17 protein-coding genes and 1 pseudogene are annotated in these 15,709 nt (G+C 41.8%); 1 reads left to right on the forward strand and 17 read right to left on the reverse strand.

The window, feature by feature from the left end; all coding sequences use genetic code 11:
- Nucleotides 1-160 precede the first annotated feature (160 nt).
- From NV381_RS13250 to NV381_RS13265, 4 genes are all read right to left on the reverse strand, one after another.
- A complete protein-coding gene (locus tag NV381_RS13250) occupies nucleotides 161-820 on the reverse strand; it encodes an SDR family NAD(P)-dependent oxidoreductase (RefSeq protein WP_258213761.1) in 660 nt (219 codons plus the stop codon).
- Between the two features lie 191 nt (nucleotides 821-1,011).
- On the reverse strand, nucleotides 1,012-1,512 hold the full coding sequence (locus NV381_RS13255) for an NUDIX hydrolase (protein WP_258213762.1): 501 nt from the start codon (nucleotides 1,510-1,512) through the stop codon (nucleotides 1,012-1,014).
- Nucleotides 1,513-2,153: 641 nt separating this feature from the next.
- Entirely contained in the window at nucleotides 2,154-2,765 is a 612-nt protein-coding gene (locus NV381_RS13260) for a hypothetical protein (protein ID WP_258213763.1), read from the reverse strand.
- A gap of 135 nt (nucleotides 2,766-2,900) precedes the next feature.
- Entirely contained in the window at nucleotides 2,901-3,863 is a 963-nt protein-coding gene (locus NV381_RS13265) for a quinone oxidoreductase family protein (protein ID WP_258213764.1), read from the reverse strand.
- 189 nt (nucleotides 3,864-4,052) lie between these two features.
- Between NV381_RS13265 and NV381_RS13270 the strand changes: the two genes are divergently transcribed.
- A complete protein-coding gene (locus NV381_RS13270) occupies nucleotides 4,053-4,487 on the forward strand; it encodes a MarR family winged helix-turn-helix transcriptional regulator (protein ID WP_258213765.1) in 435 nt (144 codons plus the stop codon).
- A 454-nt stretch (nucleotides 4,488-4,941) separates the two neighbouring features.
- Here NV381_RS13270 and NV381_RS13275 read toward each other — a convergent pair whose 3' ends face one another.
- From NV381_RS13275 to NV381_RS13335, 13 genes and pseudogenes are all read right to left on the reverse strand, one after another.
- The gene (locus NV381_RS13275; RefSeq protein ID WP_258213766.1) at nucleotides 4,942-6,165 is read right to left on the reverse strand and encodes an RNA polymerase sigma factor; all 1,224 of its coding nucleotides are present in this window, start codon (nucleotides 6,163-6,165) and stop codon (nucleotides 4,942-4,944) included.
- A 7-nt stretch (nucleotides 6,166-6,172) separates the two neighbouring features.
- Nucleotides 6,173-6,520, reverse strand: coding sequence for a YciI family protein (locus NV381_RS13280; protein WP_258213767.1), 348 nt, complete (start codon nucleotides 6,518-6,520; stop codon nucleotides 6,173-6,175).
- A gap of 123 nt (nucleotides 6,521-6,643) precedes the next feature.
- A complete protein-coding gene (locus NV381_RS13285) occupies nucleotides 6,644-7,630 on the reverse strand; it encodes a phosphotransferase (RefSeq protein ID WP_258213768.1) in 987 nt (328 codons plus the stop codon).
- Between the two features lie 295 nt (nucleotides 7,631-7,925).
- Nucleotides 7,926-8,678: an aminoglycoside phosphotransferase family protein gene (locus NV381_RS13290; protein ID WP_258213769.1), complete on the reverse strand. Its 753-nt coding sequence runs from the start codon at nucleotides 8,676-8,678 to the stop codon at nucleotides 7,926-7,928.
- A gap of 553 nt (nucleotides 8,679-9,231) precedes the next feature.
- Nucleotides 9,232-9,696 (reverse strand): phage tail protein, encoded by a 465-nt coding sequence (locus NV381_RS13295; protein ID WP_258213770.1) that lies wholly within the window; start codon nucleotides 9,694-9,696, stop codon nucleotides 9,232-9,234.
- Nucleotides 9,697-9,945: 249 nt separating this feature from the next.
- On the reverse strand, nucleotides 9,946-10,935 hold the full coding sequence (locus NV381_RS13300) for a hypothetical protein (protein WP_258213771.1): 990 nt from the start codon (nucleotides 10,933-10,935) through the stop codon (nucleotides 9,946-9,948).
- A gap of 71 nt (nucleotides 10,936-11,006) precedes the next feature.
- Nucleotides 11,007-11,441 (reverse strand): ester cyclase, encoded by a 435-nt coding sequence (locus tag NV381_RS13305; RefSeq protein ID WP_258213772.1) that lies wholly within the window; start codon nucleotides 11,439-11,441, stop codon nucleotides 11,007-11,009.
- Nucleotides 11,442-11,628: 187 nt separating this feature from the next.
- Nucleotides 11,629-12,600, reverse strand: a pseudogene (locus NV381_RS13310) (alpha/beta hydrolase fold domain-containing protein).
- A gap of 502 nt (nucleotides 12,601-13,102) precedes the next feature.
- The gene (locus NV381_RS13320) at nucleotides 13,103-13,312 is read right to left on the reverse strand and encodes a hypothetical protein (RefSeq protein WP_258213775.1); all 210 of its coding nucleotides are present in this window, start codon (nucleotides 13,310-13,312) and stop codon (nucleotides 13,103-13,105) included.
- 219 nt (nucleotides 13,313-13,531) lie between these two features.
- Entirely contained in the window at nucleotides 13,532-13,732 is a 201-nt protein-coding gene (locus NV381_RS38450; protein WP_419182265.1) for a winged helix-turn-helix domain-containing protein, read from the reverse strand.
- A gap of 123 nt (nucleotides 13,733-13,855) precedes the next feature.
- Nucleotides 13,856-14,473, reverse strand: coding sequence for an FMN-binding negative transcriptional regulator (locus NV381_RS13325; RefSeq protein WP_258213776.1), 618 nt, complete (start codon nucleotides 14,471-14,473; stop codon nucleotides 13,856-13,858).
- Nucleotides 14,474-14,601: 128 nt separating this feature from the next.
- Entirely contained in the window at nucleotides 14,602-15,120 is a 519-nt protein-coding gene (locus NV381_RS13330; protein WP_258213777.1) for a GNAT family N-acetyltransferase, read from the reverse strand.
- 27 nt (nucleotides 15,121-15,147) lie between these two features.
- Entirely contained in the window at nucleotides 15,148-15,600 is a 453-nt protein-coding gene (locus NV381_RS13335; protein ID WP_258213778.1) for a MarR family winged helix-turn-helix transcriptional regulator, read from the reverse strand.
- Between the last annotated feature and the right edge of the window lie 109 nt (nucleotides 15,601-15,709).

Here is a 15,709-nt window from a genome sequence, read left to right on the forward strand (position 1 = left end):
GTTAGTTGCAAACGCGTATATATTAAAAACCGCCAACATACATGCGGTTCAAGTGAATGGATAGTTGTTACGAAATCTCCATTGTCTTTATGTTAGAAGGGGACCGATTTCACTGCTTGCCACAAAAATGGTCATATGCCTGGTCCTCTTCCCCTCCAATTTATACATTATCTTCCGTTATTAATTCTTCTACTCGATCTCTTTTAGTATACATGTCGTACCAGATGTCGGCGATTTTGTCTTGAACTCCCGAGTTTGGCTGCATCCAGATTCCGATCGAAAGGTGCCCTGCATAAATCCCTTTGTCCTTTAATTCGCTGTTCAAATTTAAGATGTAATTACGAAGACCGGACATTGCAATTCCGATATTACCCATCATCGGCACCGGATGAATTGCCGATCTGCCTGTCGTAAATAACAGAGCTCCGCTTCGTTTATCCAGCATATCCGGAAGCACTTCCCGAACACTGGATATCGCGCCTAAAACGTTGAACTGAAATTGGAATAACGCATTTTCTTCTGTTATGTCCAATGGGTTTGCTAATGTATCGATACCCGGCGTTGGACTGTATTCAAGTACATCAATAAATCCGTATTTCTCTTTGATGGCTGCGAAAGTTAAAACTATTTGGGCTTTATTTAATATATCCGCTTGAAACGCCGCCGCTTCAATGCCTAATTGTTCCAGTTCAATAACCAGTTGGCTCAACTTATCTTCATTACGGGCTATAAGCGCTACACGAAATCCATTTTTTCCAAACTTCTTCGCAATGGACATTCCTATTCCTGGTCCTGCTCCAACTATGGCTATCGTTTTCATTTAGCATCTCCCTTTCATTTATCTCTGTTATGATAATTAACTGCTTTTACATGAAATTTGCAGATATTTAAATATTCGTTAGAAATATAACTTTCCTTTTTTTGTAACTACCTACCTTATTAAGCTAACACATGCCTCCTCAAATGCTTCCCGAGAGGCACAATGCGAACCTATTTCCCGTTAGAAAGTGTTTATTTCTCCAATACGACCCAATCATCCAATCGTTGGACTTCAAGCGATAACCGCTCCGTTTTTAACCATTCTATTACTTGAATAACAAGGGGTGAGGAATTAGTAGCTCCGATATCATTAATTGATACCCATAATGCACCTAAAGAATCTTGCCCTTCAAATTGATCTGGATTCATTGTCAACATTCCATCAATATAGTGAACCAAATATAATACAGCTACATGATGGATATGCGACGTGCCTCTTTTAGGTAATTCATAAGGAATTAAATAATCACAAACACCGACATTCCTTTTAATGCCAACGTTGATTCCCGCTTCTTCAATGAACTCCCTCTTTAGAGCTTCTGTTAATGACTCATTGGCTTCAACTGTGCCTCCAGGAAGATCGTACCGCCCAATGTACGGACCACTCCCCTTCTGGATGACTAATAGCTTCTCTTCGTAAATGCAAATCCCGTACGCACCTAAATGTCGATGCCATTTTTCATTTTCGTTCAACCCAAACACCCCTCAGGAATAATTTCATCCTTATAATTTCTGTAGTTATTTCCACTATCCTGCCAGTTAGAACAACGCGGCTGCCGATCCATGCCGGCAGCCGCGTTTTAGTAGTTTTTTATGCTATAGTTCTTCGTTTAATCTTTAGTTGCTACTTTGTAACACTTTGATTTATGGGTTTATAAAATATTGCACGTGTTCAGACACCCATTGGGCAAAGGTGCGTGCTGGGCGGCCAGTGACCTGCTCGACGGTAGGAACCACTGTATACGCAGATTTAAGAGGGTTGGCATGCCAACCTATTACAAAATCAATAACGTCCTCTTGGGCTCCCTTATGCCGCATGCGTTCGCGCGCTTGATCTTCGGTGAGTTCGACGAAACGGATATCCTTTCCGATTGCTGCACTAATCGTACGAACTTTCTCTGGTATCGTCAGCACTTTATGGAATCATCAAATTCGCGATAATTATTATCAAGACGAGAAACGGTTATTAGTCCTTTTTTTTCATATGTCTTCAAGATCGAATACTAGCACCGGTCTGTTTAGCTATTTGACTTATTTTCATTTTCTTAGCTCTTTCTCCCTTTGACTTGCCTTCTCGGGCGACATGTCTCGTTGAGGAGACCGAGAAACATTTTTCAAGCGTAGCCCCTGACAACATGTAGGAAGGGGCTTTTCCTTTGTCCGGAAAAGCCCCTCATCTCAAGTCGTCTATAGTTATTTAAATTACTTATCGGTATCCAAGCACCTTTGCTATGCGAGCGTTCCATAGCTTTTTCAACCATAATAACCAGAACCAAAACCACAAGGGACAAAATAGCTGCAAAAATTAAATCCCAACCGGCATGTATCCAAAGTACAGGAATCCAAACAATAGACAAACAACGATGGATAACTCTCATCCATTTATTTCGAATTTTTCTAATTGAATATCCGTAACCGGCGATGGTTAGCATGATTATAAAACTGGCAATACCGGAGTAGATATGCTGGTCATGAATCTCTACGAGCATAAAGTAAATACCATGCGCGCAAACGAAGATTAAGGCTGCCCAGCCCGAATAGTTGTGAAGAGTAAGAAACAACTTTCCAATTCGGCGGACGATTTTGGAAGGAGACCTTAATTTTCTCTTTAACCATAACAAGGAAATACAAACTGCTCCTAGATAAACCGCTATCGTTCCCATGTCGTTAAATAAAATACCTATTCTTATACGAAGAGCGATTTCGCCTTTTGCTAGCTGCTCCATTGCCAGCCGTCTTAGATCACTATCATCGTTTCCGTACCAGGATATGTAGTAACAAAAATAACCTAGGAATAGTACTGCCATGACTACTGCAATAATGGATGGAATCCAGACTCGTAAACTCTTGTTCATTTCTCCTCATTTCGTGACGAATACAGCCCGCTGCCCAGGGGCAAATGAGGTATTCCAAACGTCCTCAACTTCGGAAAGAGAGAAAGTTACTGCGTTCACATTCAGCTTGCCAGACGCAATAGTATCTATTAATACAGGAAATTTGGCAATATATCCAGTGGCGGTAACCGACCCTTGTCCGCTACCCAGTACTTGAAAATTCGCAGATCGAAGAGCAACAGATGGTACGGCAGCGGTTGGACCTGCAATTGAACCAATCTGAACCCAAGATAACTTTTTGCTTCGATCCGATCTTTTCATCAGTAACGGAACCATCACAGACTCTGCTGGCTTTCCCCATAAGTAGTCAATAACGATATCGACTTCAGATGATGCTTCAGCCAGTCGTTCCGCAACCTCTTCCGGTTCACCAACAAGTGAAACGATCACGTCGGCACCAAGCGCAGGAAGTGAATTTAAACGATCCTGGTCGCGTCCGGCTCCGATTACTTGACTTGCGCCAAGAAACTTAGCAATCTGAATAGCCATTTGTCCAGAATTACCGGTTGCACCAAGAACTAAAATCTTTTGTCCCTGCTGAAAATCAACTCGCCGACGAAGAGCAACCCAAGACGACATCGCCGGATTCATTGCTGCAGCGATTTGAACAGCATCAGCACCTTCTGGAAGAGGAATACTACGACGAAGATCGACAACGGTTTTTTCAGCGAAAGTCCCAAAAGGAGTGTCAGGTGCTACGAAATAAACCAGCCGACCATCCTCCAATCGTCCAACTCCGTCGATACCAGGAATCAGAGGCAGTTCCCCATCGCTTGTGTAATGAGAGTCATTCGCCTGTGACCGCACTCGAGGATGTAAACCCGCAGCAATAACGTCGAGAAGAACCTCATACTTTCCTGTAGGATTGGGTATTTCGAACTTTTCGTATTTTGGTATTGAATCAAAAGAACGCACAACTGCTGCATACATATAAAAAACCTCCTTTTGATCTCGCATATCATTTAGTATGTGTCACAAAGTATGTGTCACAAACAATATTAGTTCGCGACACATACAATGTCAATAGCTTTTGTGATACAATATAGATAAATTGTATAAAGCTTACAAGCCAAACTAAAACAGCATTTGTTTAGAAAAGCTAATCTGGAGTGAATACTGGTGAACGACAACTACTCTAATCTTCAAAGCAACTTATCGATTATGGATAGTTTGGTACAATTATCCTTCCTTGTTCATGCAATACTTAACCGTGTAGGTGCCGAACACGATGTCTCTATCATACAAATTCGGTTATTCGGAATTCTACGGGATCGAGAACTAAGTATGTTACAATTAGCAGAGTACCTCAACCTCGACAAATCCAGCATTACCGGTCTGATCAATCGAGCGGAACGCCGAGGACTTGTCGAACGTACGAACTCTCTCTACGATCGGCGTGTAATTAATGTAAGAGTGACGCCTGAAGGTCAAAAAATCATCCAAGTGGCTAGTAGTGAGATCGAACGTCAAATTAAAACAGTAACTGGAACTCTTAGTGAGTATGAACGCTCCCAGTTCATTGCTCTTGCGTCTAAAATATTGGGGTATTTATAAATCAAATCTAGAAACTATCATATCCGCAATAAACGAAATGGAACCAACGCGAAAACTTGAAACGTACAAAATGACAGGCTTCCGGAACATTCCGGAAGCCTGTCATTCGTTACCTTACTATACCTAACATAGATTGAGTATACTGGTGATATTCATCCGAGTTGGTTTTCTCGGCGAACATTGCGATCAACACAGGATAAGCTGAGTATTGCTCCACGATATGCTCCGCCATACGTGCCCATACCCGGGTGCCGTCAGATACAGGGATATAAGTGGTAGCTTCATGTTTGGGTCATACGATCCGTCGATCACGCCCTGTTCGCGAGAGTTAAGCGAAACCTTCAGCATCTTGAAGAGGACTTCGTTAGGAACGGGAAGCGGGACTGGACGTTGAGCGCCTTCACATTTTCGATTTCGAATCCGCCTTGGATTTCATTTGTTTTCATTGGACTTCTCACCTCTCCTTCGCTCGTTTATGTAAGAATTGTTTTACGGAAAAATCTTCACAAAGTCCAATAGCGCGGTTATAAGCCGTTCGAGCTTCTTCGATTTTTTCCATTTTCTTGTACAAATGGGCAGCAAGCGCCCAATAAGGCTGGTAGTTCACGATTTTAGCCTGAGGAATAGCTTCAAGCAGGGCTAACCCTTTTTCAGTCCCATAGGCCTCTGCAACAGCGGCTGCTCGTCCGACCACCCCCCCGAGAGTGGGACTCAAGCGGGTGAGTCCCTCATATAACAATGCGATTTCTTCCCATTCAATACGTCCAGTCCGTGCTCGTTGGGAATGAACCGATTGAATGGCCGCCAAGAGCTGGAATCGTCCTATTCGGCTCGATCGCGCAGCTGTATGAAGACAACGTTCTGCCTCCATCATCAGGGGGGTTGACCAGCGTGACGAATCCTGCTCAGAGAGAGGCACATAGCTCCCCGTGGCATCGCGGCGAGCTTCCCGTCGTGCCACACAATGCAGCATTAATGAAAGAAGTCCCTGAACTTCGGGTTCGTCAGGCATATATTTAGAGAGGAGTCTTCCTAGGTAAATCGCCTCATCGACTAAACCCCTACGACGCGGATCAACTCCCGCCAGATCATCCCAACCACTGCCATAAGCCGCATAAATAGCCTCCAGAACGGCTTCCAAGCGCTTAGGCAATTCTTCGACATCGGGCATGGTGAACGTCAAACGGTCAGTTCGCATTTTGGCTTTAGCACGAGTAAGCCGCTGCCCCATGGTAGAGGGCTTTACAACAAATGCAGTCGCGATGCGAGATGCATCAATGCCAAGTACGGTTTGCAACATTAGCGGAGTGTGAATCGACGGATCAATCTCTGGATGCGAGCAAAGAAACAGCATCTTTAACCGCTCATCGGGAAATGAAGCTTCAGTGGAATCCATTCTCTGGGCTTCCTCCGACATGGTGAGTAGAACCGGCAAAGCTCTTTCGGTAACACGGTCACGGCGGGCGCGATCCATAAGCCGCCGTCGAGCTACCTTTAGTAGCCATGCCTCCGGCTTGTCTGGAATGCCAGTCTGCGGCCATGATTCCAAAGCAGAGACAAGGGCATCCACAAGCGCATCCTCAACCGCTTCTAGGTCACGCCAGTTTACTGCTAGATATGAAATTATCCGGCCGTAAGAATCGCGCACGGTATTTTCTACAACATGATGAGTATTCATCGATATCCTACTTCATGCTCGGGAGATTTTGTCTCACCTCAATTGCGTTTACAGGGGCTCGGGCCGCCCACTCCAGCGCGGTGTCCAGATCCGGTACGTCAATAACGAATAAACCGCCGAGTTGCTCTTTTGTCTCAGTAAAAGGCCCATCCTGTACAAACATTTTTCCGTCACTTCGTTGTATGGTCGCAGCCGTCTCAGGAGCATGAAGGCCAAATCCGCTGACAACAACTCCAGAATCACGCAAGGCATGCACATAATGTGACCAACCTGCCAGGTATTCCTGCTGTCTTTCTGGATCCTTGCGAGCGGCGAAATCCTCCGGAGTTTCGAAAAACATAAGTGTGAAATGCATGATATTGACTCCTCTCATATTTTGGGTTCGTGATTTTTTCTCACGAAATAATGTCGTTTCAAGGATGCGGATTTCTACAATATTTGAATTATTTTTGTAATTTACATTATTGTTCAGCAATATCTAAATATTTCCTAACAAAGCGGATAGATTCTTTTGATTTTCAGCAAGCCAAATCATTTCCTTTGCGAAGCGAGCGGGAGGAACACTATGTTGATCCATGCTAGCATTTATCCACCATGTGCTTTCCATATACCACAACAACTTTAATGAATTTGTTAAGTAACCCTTTACCACGGTGCGTTCTTCGCTGTACCCATCCATAAATGCTGAAGCAAGGGAGACATCTAAATTATCATCTAACGCACATGATATAACAGCTCGAGCAACATCAAGCTGCGGATAGTCATATTTTAGCCGATCAAAATCAAGAATTGCAGTTAATCGATTATCATTAAATAAAAGATTATCGACCCACAGGTCACGATGAGCCCACCCTAATTGAAGTAATTCGAGTATTTCTATATTAAAATCTTCAGTTGCTCTACGTTGAGTTTCTATATCAGCAAGCAACCGAGTTTTGCCAGCATCCTTTGTCTGTTCCCAAACTGAGTTCCAATGGGCTAAACGCTCCTCGCGCCTTGGAGGAACAAATTGCGGACTCTTATTAATACTAAGTGTCCCATCGTTTAACAATCGATGCATTTTTCCTGTTGCTCGACCTAAATCGTATATTTGATGTATATTAGTTTTACCTGGTGGATTTAGTTTGCCCTGACAATATTCCATCACCGTGAAGCGTTCTCCGTTATCAGATGCAAACAAAATACTTTCATTGTGTGATAACAAATTGGGACATGCAAGACCTTGGTCAAATAATCTAACCTGTTGAGAGAATGCAAGCAATAGCTCCTCTGGATTATACAATTTATATCTTTTTTTGTTGTATTGTTTAAGTAAAAATTGACCTGAATCAGTTGTAACTTTCCATTTTAAGTTTAACAAACCTCGTTTTATTGGAGTATATTCAAGTACATTCAAATCGAAGAGGCGCTGAAATGTTTTTATTAGGTCATCTCGGATCATTTCTTCTGATAACATTGTCTCCACTTGACCAACTCCTAAATTAATAGTGTAGTACTTAATATTCTTCGTGGGGTCCTATGTAACCTCTCTGCTAAACCTATATTTTGCGTTATCCTGCCAGTTACTTTAAAAGAAAAAGGGAGCAGCTGCCGGCCACGGCGATCTGCTCCTTGTTATTATTCTATAGCTTTTTTGACAAACTGAATATCAAATTCCATGTCAACGTTTGGATATTTTTCCTGTTACATTTCTATATTAAGGACGCCAATCATCGCCCAATAATTGCTTATTCTAGGGTCATTCATTTCTAGCTGGTACCTCAATCCAGACATTTGGCGAAACGCTCCGTCATTTGGATACCTCTGTGCCAATCCGTTCCTCCGTCTTCAATCGTCCAGCACGCCTCAAGCACACCACGCGCCACGCCCCACATCGCGATTCGGCGAGGGTCCAGGCCGAGGCGATCGGCCATAATCGCAATCCGGCCCCGCAGCACCTGCTCGCATTCACCGCCACGATCCTCGTAGTTAAGTAGATACTGGATAGTATCAAAATGGATGTCTCCGATGATGCCTTTGGGGTCAATGACAACCCATTGCTCTTCGCCTTGGAGAAGGATGTTTTCATGATGCAGATCACCATGCAGTAGGTGATTCTCACTCGTGGTCGTAATAAGATACGTCAGACATTCTTCGGCATTTTCCACCCAGCTCTCAGGCAGTGGTGCGGCAATGTTCACATCGTCGAATCGCTCGCGGTATCTCTCGATTGCCGCGAAGTGCTGCCTCATGGACGGGTACAAACTACCGGTTGTTCCAGGAAGGTGAAGGCGTCGAAATACTTCGCAAAAGATATCCGTCGCACGTGCATCATCCTCAATTGTCGACAACGGTGTGCCAGGGTCGGCACCCTCCAGTAGGGCCACGCCCCACTCCTCGTCTGCATCTAGCACATGAATCGCCCCCCGGCCCTCGTAGGCACGAAGCACACTAACTTCCCTAGAAAGCTCGTCCTTCATGAAAGATGATTTAAGAACGGCTAGTTTCCTGTTGCTACGCTTTACGCGTAGCACGAAATTATAAGATAAATTGGAAAATGGAGCTTCCGGGCTAAAATCGAAGCGGTTTGCACAGTCGGTAATCAACCCAGGCAGTGCCTCCGACCATGCTACGCCTTGCTTGCCGTGGAGTTCGTACATTCTTTCAATAAAAGTGTCAGGGATCACAATCACGCCGCAATAGCTCCTTTCAGCGAAGTAGTCTGCTTCTTCCATCCAGTAAGCCGACTCTGCTTGATTATCTAATTTGGCTACTCGCAAACTAACGCAACCTATTAATAAGTTACCTTCTTTTTTGACTTCCCAAGCTCTGTATCACCATTATATTCCATATGCCTACTCAATTATCCTGCCCTTTAGTTGAATAGAAAAAAGAGACCCACAGCGAAGAGCTGTAAGTCTAAGATTTATATTAAAAAAAGGGTCGATTTTTATTATAAGCTTGACTCATTAAAGCCACATGAATATAAGATTTCAATCATATTACATTTATCGTTAGCGTAACCTATCAGTTACCATTTTACATATTCTGAATGGTTAAAAAACTTTGTTCGCTTATTATCTTACTTCAATACTCTCCTTTAATTACAAAAAACGAGCCCCGAATGGTTCCAGCCAGTTTAGACTTCTGCCTAGCAAACTTAAACTTCCCTTCTAACTCCTTTGGTATCTCCATCCCCTCAGAAAGCTTAAAACCAACGGCCCGTTTCTTAGGGTCATCAACCGTATACATAACGTTGACCGAAAGACCATCCTCATAAAAGACGTAGGCAATTTTGATATTTTCCACTTGAAAACGCGACGTTTCTAAGGGTTTGGCCGCAAACTCAATATCACGTTCTTCTTTCAAAATTCGGTTCACATAATCAAGGGTCTCGTGGCTTTCGCTAGCTTGTACAACCGTAAATTCATGCTTGTATTTGTTCATAAAGTAACGGGCTTCATTAGCACGTAAACCAGCAAGCGCTTCTACTACAGGTGAAGACTCTAAACCAATCGTAGACACATTATTAAAATCAACGATATAGGACATTCCATCACTCCTTTTATCTCTTTATTTCCTAACAACAGGACTCCACATTTTATTAAAAACTAAGTCGTGTGTATATTAATTGTATCTCATAAAGGCCATTCTTACTCAGCTAATCTGCCCAATCGCTTAATGAAGCTGCAGGCATAAGCGATTCTGCCCGTTATTATGGTAGAGACGGTAGAGCAGCTTTGGTACTCCCCTAAAGTAAAGATAGTAAGCTCCCCCTGCAATTATTGCTTCTTACCTGTTTCAATTATCCGGCAAAATCCATAGATCGCCATTCCAGCTGTGAATCCGGAACCAACGATTTCCATCGGGAGCGTCCCACTGCTGGAAAGCCTTCACCTTTTGCGGGGTGAGAGATCCGAAAATTGGATGGGATGCGGTTGGAACCAGATGTACCAGCGTATTTTTGTTTAACTCAATCGTTTCGTTAATCTCCTTGGCCCCAACCGGCTGGGCGTAAGCTGGGTTGATCCAAAAGGTGCTCCCATCTCCGGCACGGACATAATATTCGCCGTTTACGGTTTTTTCCAGAGCGAATACGGTTTGCGATGGAATGAAATGAGCTTCAGATGGGCTCTGCATTCGATGTGCTGCATCCCAGTCTTCCATCCGTAGTGTTTCCGTCGGCAGGGTCATTTCGCGGTTCAATATTTCCATGTCGAGAAGGATGTAGTTAGGATTAACCAGCCACTGATCTCCGAGCCAGGATGTTTCGATCCGGTAAGCGCTGCTGCCGTTAGGGGTAAAAAATATCGCGTTGCAGTGAACGGTCTGTTGAGAGAGAACGACGTCCGTTAACGCATCCTTCAGAGGTTCTGAGTACAAAGCGGCGGGCCATATCAGAGCGATGTTCGTATCGGCCGGTTTCACCGTACCAATTCGATCGTAGTCCAAGTATATCCACATCTTTCCGAGCCACGTCGTTTTGATCATAATCCACCTCTTGCCTGGATCGCCGCTCTGAGGTGGTATATACCAGTCCTTTTCCGCCTCCACCGTTTCCACATCTTGAGGAGTAAGCGTAGCCCAAGGATCGACGGATTCATCCTGATCCGAATACAACGGCGTATTTTCGAATAAGGTGATGACGGGTGGGAGTGTTGGTGGCTCGAACTTGTGATAAAAAGCGGATGACGGGGCGACGGCTGAGGCAGTCAAACAGGCAGAGAAGCTGATCAGCAGACAGACAAAAACTCCAGCGGTCACGTACAAGCTTCGGTAACCGATTTTCATGCGGAGAAGCCTCCTTTTGGCAATAATAAGTTCATTAATATGACGTAACAACTGTTAGGAAAGTTTCCCTTTCAAGGAGATAAAAAGTCCTCTGCATTACGTTCCAATTGAACACGGATTCCTTCGCGGTCTATCTGAATCCAATACTCTGCGATTTTGCCATTTTCAACTCGGTAGACGGCGCTCGCGATCTCTACAATCGGTTTACCGGTTGGTGAGAAACCATCAACCTCTCCGACATGGACTCCAATTTGTTTCCAACGTACATAGACTCTATCATCTTGAATTAGAAACTCTTCAATATTTAGACTAAAAGTGCCGTAGGCTTCAATCATTTCACGGACATGATCCGCATAGTTGGCGGGAGACCGCTCTACGGTCACCTCATTTTCCGCAGTTATCTGGTGTGCAAGTACGCGCTCCGCCATCAAACTGTGTGCAGCTTCGGGCTCTTTGCCGGAACGAACCTTCTCAAAAAAATTTCGCACTACTTCTGCTGTTGTCATAGTGATCCCCCTATGGGCAAAAGATATAAGCTCTTGCCACATGACTTTAACAAGTACTAATATTGTTATAATGAAAATAGCCGCAGTTATGCGGCTTCTAAAACATGAATTTATTAAGAGAGCTTCTCTCCTCTCTTTGCAAGCTATAAGTACAATTACAATATTATCCTTTTTTATTTATTCCTCTTTAAAGTAAATTCAGCGCCTTCAGCAAAGCCCATTCACTCGATTTGTTGCCTTCTATTGAAAAATGGGCATCAGGAAACATCGGAGACAAATGATGGTACCCAGGATATACATGTAATTCCACTAAGACACCATCAAAAACTAGTTGTTTTGTAAATAATAAGACTTCATCGATGAATAAATCAATGCTACCTATACTTATATAAGTGGGTGGTAAACCGGCCAGTGATTTTGTACGCGCAGGTACGTAATACTCACTAACCTCTTCATGACCGGGTTCATGTCCTAAAACAGATTTCCAACCAAAATAATTACTTCGTTTTGTCCAAACAAACTCACCAGCATATGGATGTTCTGGCACAATACTTGTACGGTCATCAAGCATTGGATTACGTAGCCTTAGATGATGGATATCAAATTCCTGCTGATCACGAATGTATAGGGCTAAACCTGCTGCTAATCCTGCACCAGCGCTGCTGCCAGCTATGGCCACTTTCTGAGTATCTATCGCTAATTCCTCGGCATGTTCAATACACCATTTTAGGCCGGAATAACAATCCTGTAACTGACTTGGCTGAGCATGCTCTGGGGCCAATCGATAATAGACAGATACACAGCAGAAACCGTGCTGGGAAGCAAGTGACGCGTTAGCTGTACGATCACCAACTGGACTTCCCATAACCATTCCGCCGCCGTGAATAGAATAAAATAAAGGCATCTTCTTGTACTTTGGCTGGATTGGTTAAATAATCTCTATACGTATATCTGGACCTCCAAAATAACTTGGTACTATATTCTCTTCAAAAGTAACTGGGAACAACTGCGTAACATCTATTTTCGGCAACATTTTCGATTGGTTTTGACGTGACTCCATTAACAATGATTCAGAAAGATCAGTTGTTGGAAATAAATCTACAGCACTGATAATTTCTGGATCAATCAAATGTCGGCTTCTGTTTTTTTGCTCACTCATGGTTTTTAACTTCCTCGCTTTCTTTCTATACACTCTATTCATTATGATGTGCTACTCTTCGTTTTATTCAGAAATTTGAGAGAAAGCGTGCCTCCGTTTAAGTTGTGATTGTGGAAAAGCTTAAATGGAATTAAAGGTTATCGCGGAGGAGGTATTATAGACGGTACCTTACTGGAGTTTGTTGGAGTTCAGTCATTCCCGGGCGTGCTGGTAATTCTGCTTCTTATTGCGTTGATTATAGCGTGGGGTGCGAAAAGACACGGTTTTCCCCGAAAAAATAAACGTTGCAAGGTACCTGATTCGTGAAATATCACGCCATTCTCAGTGATTCGTAAACTGCTTGTACCGGTTGCCCGGTACAAGCAGCGTCAAAAGAAAACCACAAAACGACGATTAGCCGAATTGTGGTTTATTTGTTCTTACCGTGGAAGTTTCACTTCGAGCTTCAGATACTTTTTTGGTGGACTTTTGCTGCACTCTCTCTTGGAGGTGCTTATAGTGCTTAGGAAATCGTGTCTTTACTATCTGAAACTTTTGCCTCCAAATGATCTTGTTGGGCTTTGTAAAGCTCTTCTTTTGCTTCCTGAACGTCTTGCTCTCGATTGACATTACTATGTGTTGCTTCATTCAGCGTGTGCAGTGCATGATTCAGAGAATTTTGAGCTTGCGTTCTTTTACTTTGTTCTTGTTGGTTCGATTGTTGGTCAGTCATTGAATATCCCTCCTTAATGTTTTACAGCAGAGTTAATATGGTCAGAATGTTCAATTGTAATTCATATTATTTGGCATTTATGCCGAATTGTTTATTAGTTGTAGCTGATCTATATGCATTAAACTTATTTAAAGGTGAATAAATTACCAAGAAATTCTTTTCCACTTTCAGTAATAACAATATTGTTATCAGTTACTAATTCGATATATCCTGACTTTTTTAAAACGTTCTTGCAGTAATGATCCGATTTTTATATCTGTACTGCCTCCCGCATTTTACAAGTTCATCCTTTTCTTTTTGAGAGAGGTTAAATGCAATAGCCAAGCTTTCATTTAGCGAATCAAGCGTATGCGGTTGTCCATCACTCAGTATGTGCAAAAACGGTAGTAAGAAACTTTTATAATCGGGAATGCCCGACATAACCTCACCTACTTTAACATAACAAATTTATCGTCTTTAGTGAGATACAGCAATATGAAGAAAGTTTTAAGCTATGCTACTGTCTCGGGCCAGGGGAACTATTTTGGAGTTATACGTTTTCTGTTAGCTTAATGACCTAATATTTTGTTTCATGAGAGAGGAGATTTGTTGCTCGTCTGTATTTTTGATCTTTTCTAACTGTTGAATAACCAATTCCTGTCGTTGTATGGAATGATTTTGGCTTAACTTTACTTTGCCTTCTATTCTGTTAATTTTCATTTTAAAGCCTTGAACTCCTTTATTCAAACCACTTAGAAAGTCGGGGTCTATATCTTGCAACCTGTAGGAACTATCAGGGGTTTCGTATTTCAATACCATATCATTTAAGGAAACCATTAACTCGTTTTCGTCATCTATAAGTTCGACTTCTCCGTATACATGAACGGTCACATAGTTCCACGTTGGAACTGCCTTATTTGTCTCATACCAAGAAGGGGAGATATAACAATGAGGACCATGAAATACTGCTAACACAATTTGATTCCTTATGTCTCTGTATTGAGGGTTTGGACGAGCAAAATGACCGTATAGATACATATGATTTTTATCTAGTATTAATGGCAAATGCGTAGCATATGGCGTCCCATCATGTTGAGAAAACAATGTAGCAAAACTATGTTCTCTAATAATCTTATAGGCAATTGATATATCCGTAATTTCAAAATGCGAAGGTATATACATAAGGTATTCTCCTCTCATCCATTAAAATTTATAAGTGTTTTATTCATAAACCAATAATAGGCTAAAGAGTGGACTAGTTTAAGGGCCTATTTTAATAATTTTTACTATACCAATGTATCAATCTGTCGTTATATCAGTGTTTTGGTCATTATAAAATCAATTTGTTTTTCATCACCCATATAAAAAGCGTGCGTTCCCGTTTGAACAAACCCCTTTTTTTTATAAAAGTCAATTGCCTTCTCATTCTTTTCCCAAACACCTAGCCAGACAATCTTTTTGTTTTGTCTTATGGCTTTTTCCATCGCTTTGTTTAGTAGATATTTTCCAAGCCCTTTTCTTTGAAAGTTGTATTTAATATAAATCCTCTCAATTTCGAGTGACACATCACCCATTTCTTCAGACTGGGCATCATTAAAATTTACCTTTAAATATCCAGCAAGTTCTTCATTAAAATAGATGAAAAAGAATTCCGAAGAGGTATTAGACAATTCCTTTTCCAACTGTTTAGAGTTAAATGATCTTTCCAGGTAGGCTTTCATATTTTCAAGTGAATTCTGATCTTTAAATGTATCGTTGAATGTTTCAATACTTATTTCTTGGAGTTTTTGTAAATCTTCACGGCTGCACTTCTTTACTTTTACAGTCATCTTAAACTATAGCTCCTTTATATAAAATCAATAATCTCTCTTGTTTCCTTTTTTTACAAATTCCCAGTCAATTTCTATATTTTTTCTAACTCTTTGAAGAAGATGAAAAATAGATTCTGCTTCTCTTTCGGAAAATCCCGCTAATGCGACACTATTGGAATAATCATTTTCTCTTTTTATAAAAGAAAATACACGTTCCCCTTTTTCTGTTGGAAAGAGTTTTTTTATCTTTTTGTTATGTTCATCATCTTTCTTTTCAATAAAGCCATTGATTTCAAGGTTTTTTATTGCACGAGCTGCGGTTGTTCGGTCTACTTTAATCATTTCTGCTAATTTTTCTTGAATTATTCCTGGGTTTTCACAAATTCGGACAAGGTACAAATACTGACCTTTTGTAAGGTCATATTCTTTAAATTCAATATTGCTTATAGAATCCAATGCCCTGGCAATCATTCCAATTTCACGTAGGATTTCTTTCATACATGCAACTCCATCTTTTTTTACTCTCCAGTACTTTAATAAATATTATAATATTTTTGTTGCATTTACAACATAATAACAAAAAATCCCCTCCGGTCAACAACGTAAG

Source organism: Paenibacillus radicis (ex Xue et al. 2023), assembly GCF_024722015.1.
Taxonomy (GTDB): domain Bacteria; phylum Bacillota; class Bacilli; order Paenibacillales; family NBRC-103111; genus Paenibacillus_S.

Coding starts and splice junctions, on each gene's coding strand:
- NV381_RS13250 (WP_258213761.1), bottom strand. CDS start 820: ATGAAAACGATAGCCATAGTTGGAGCAGGACCAGGAATAGGAATGTCC.
- NV381_RS13260 (WP_258213763.1), bottom strand. CDS start 2,765: ATGGAGCAGCTAGCAAAAGGCGAAATCGCTCTTCGTATAAGAATAGGT.
- NV381_RS13265 (WP_258213764.1), bottom strand. CDS start 3,863: ATGTATGCAGCAGTTGTGCGTTCTTTTGATTCAATACCAAAATACGAA.
- NV381_RS13275 (WP_258213766.1), bottom strand. CDS start 6,165: ATGAATACTCATCATGTTGTAGAAAATACCGTGCGCGATTCTTACGGC.
- NV381_RS13280 (WP_258213767.1), bottom strand. CDS start 6,520: ATGCATTTCACACTTATGTTTTTCGAAACTCCGGAGGATTTCGCCGCT.
- NV381_RS13295 (WP_258213770.1), bottom strand. CDS start 9,696: ATGTCCTATATCGTTGATTTTAATAATGTGTCTACGATTGGTTTAGAG.
- NV381_RS13300 (WP_258213771.1), bottom strand. CDS start 10,935: ATGAAAATCGGTTACCGAAGCTTGTACGTGACCGCTGGAGTTTTTGTC.
- NV381_RS13305 (WP_258213772.1), bottom strand. CDS start 11,441: ATGACAACAGCAGAAGTAGTGCGAAATTTTTTTGAGAAGGTTCGTTCC.
- NV381_RS13320 (WP_258213775.1), bottom strand. CDS start 13,312: ATGACTGACCAACAATCGAACCAACAAGAACAAAGTAAAAGAACGCAA.
- NV381_RS38450 (WP_419182265.1), bottom strand. CDS start 13,732: ATGTCGGGCATTCCCGATTATAAAAGTTTCTTACTACCGTTTTTGCAC.
- NV381_RS13325 (WP_258213776.1), bottom strand. CDS start 14,473: ATGTATATACCTTCGCATTTTGAAATTACGGATATATCAATTGCCTAT.
- NV381_RS13330 (WP_258213777.1), bottom strand. CDS start 15,120: ATGACTGTAAAAGTAAAGAAGTGCAGCCGTGAAGATTTACAAAAACTC.
- NV381_RS13335 (WP_258213778.1), bottom strand. CDS start 15,600: ATGAAAGAAATCCTACGTGAAATTGGAATGATTGCCAGGGCATTGGAT.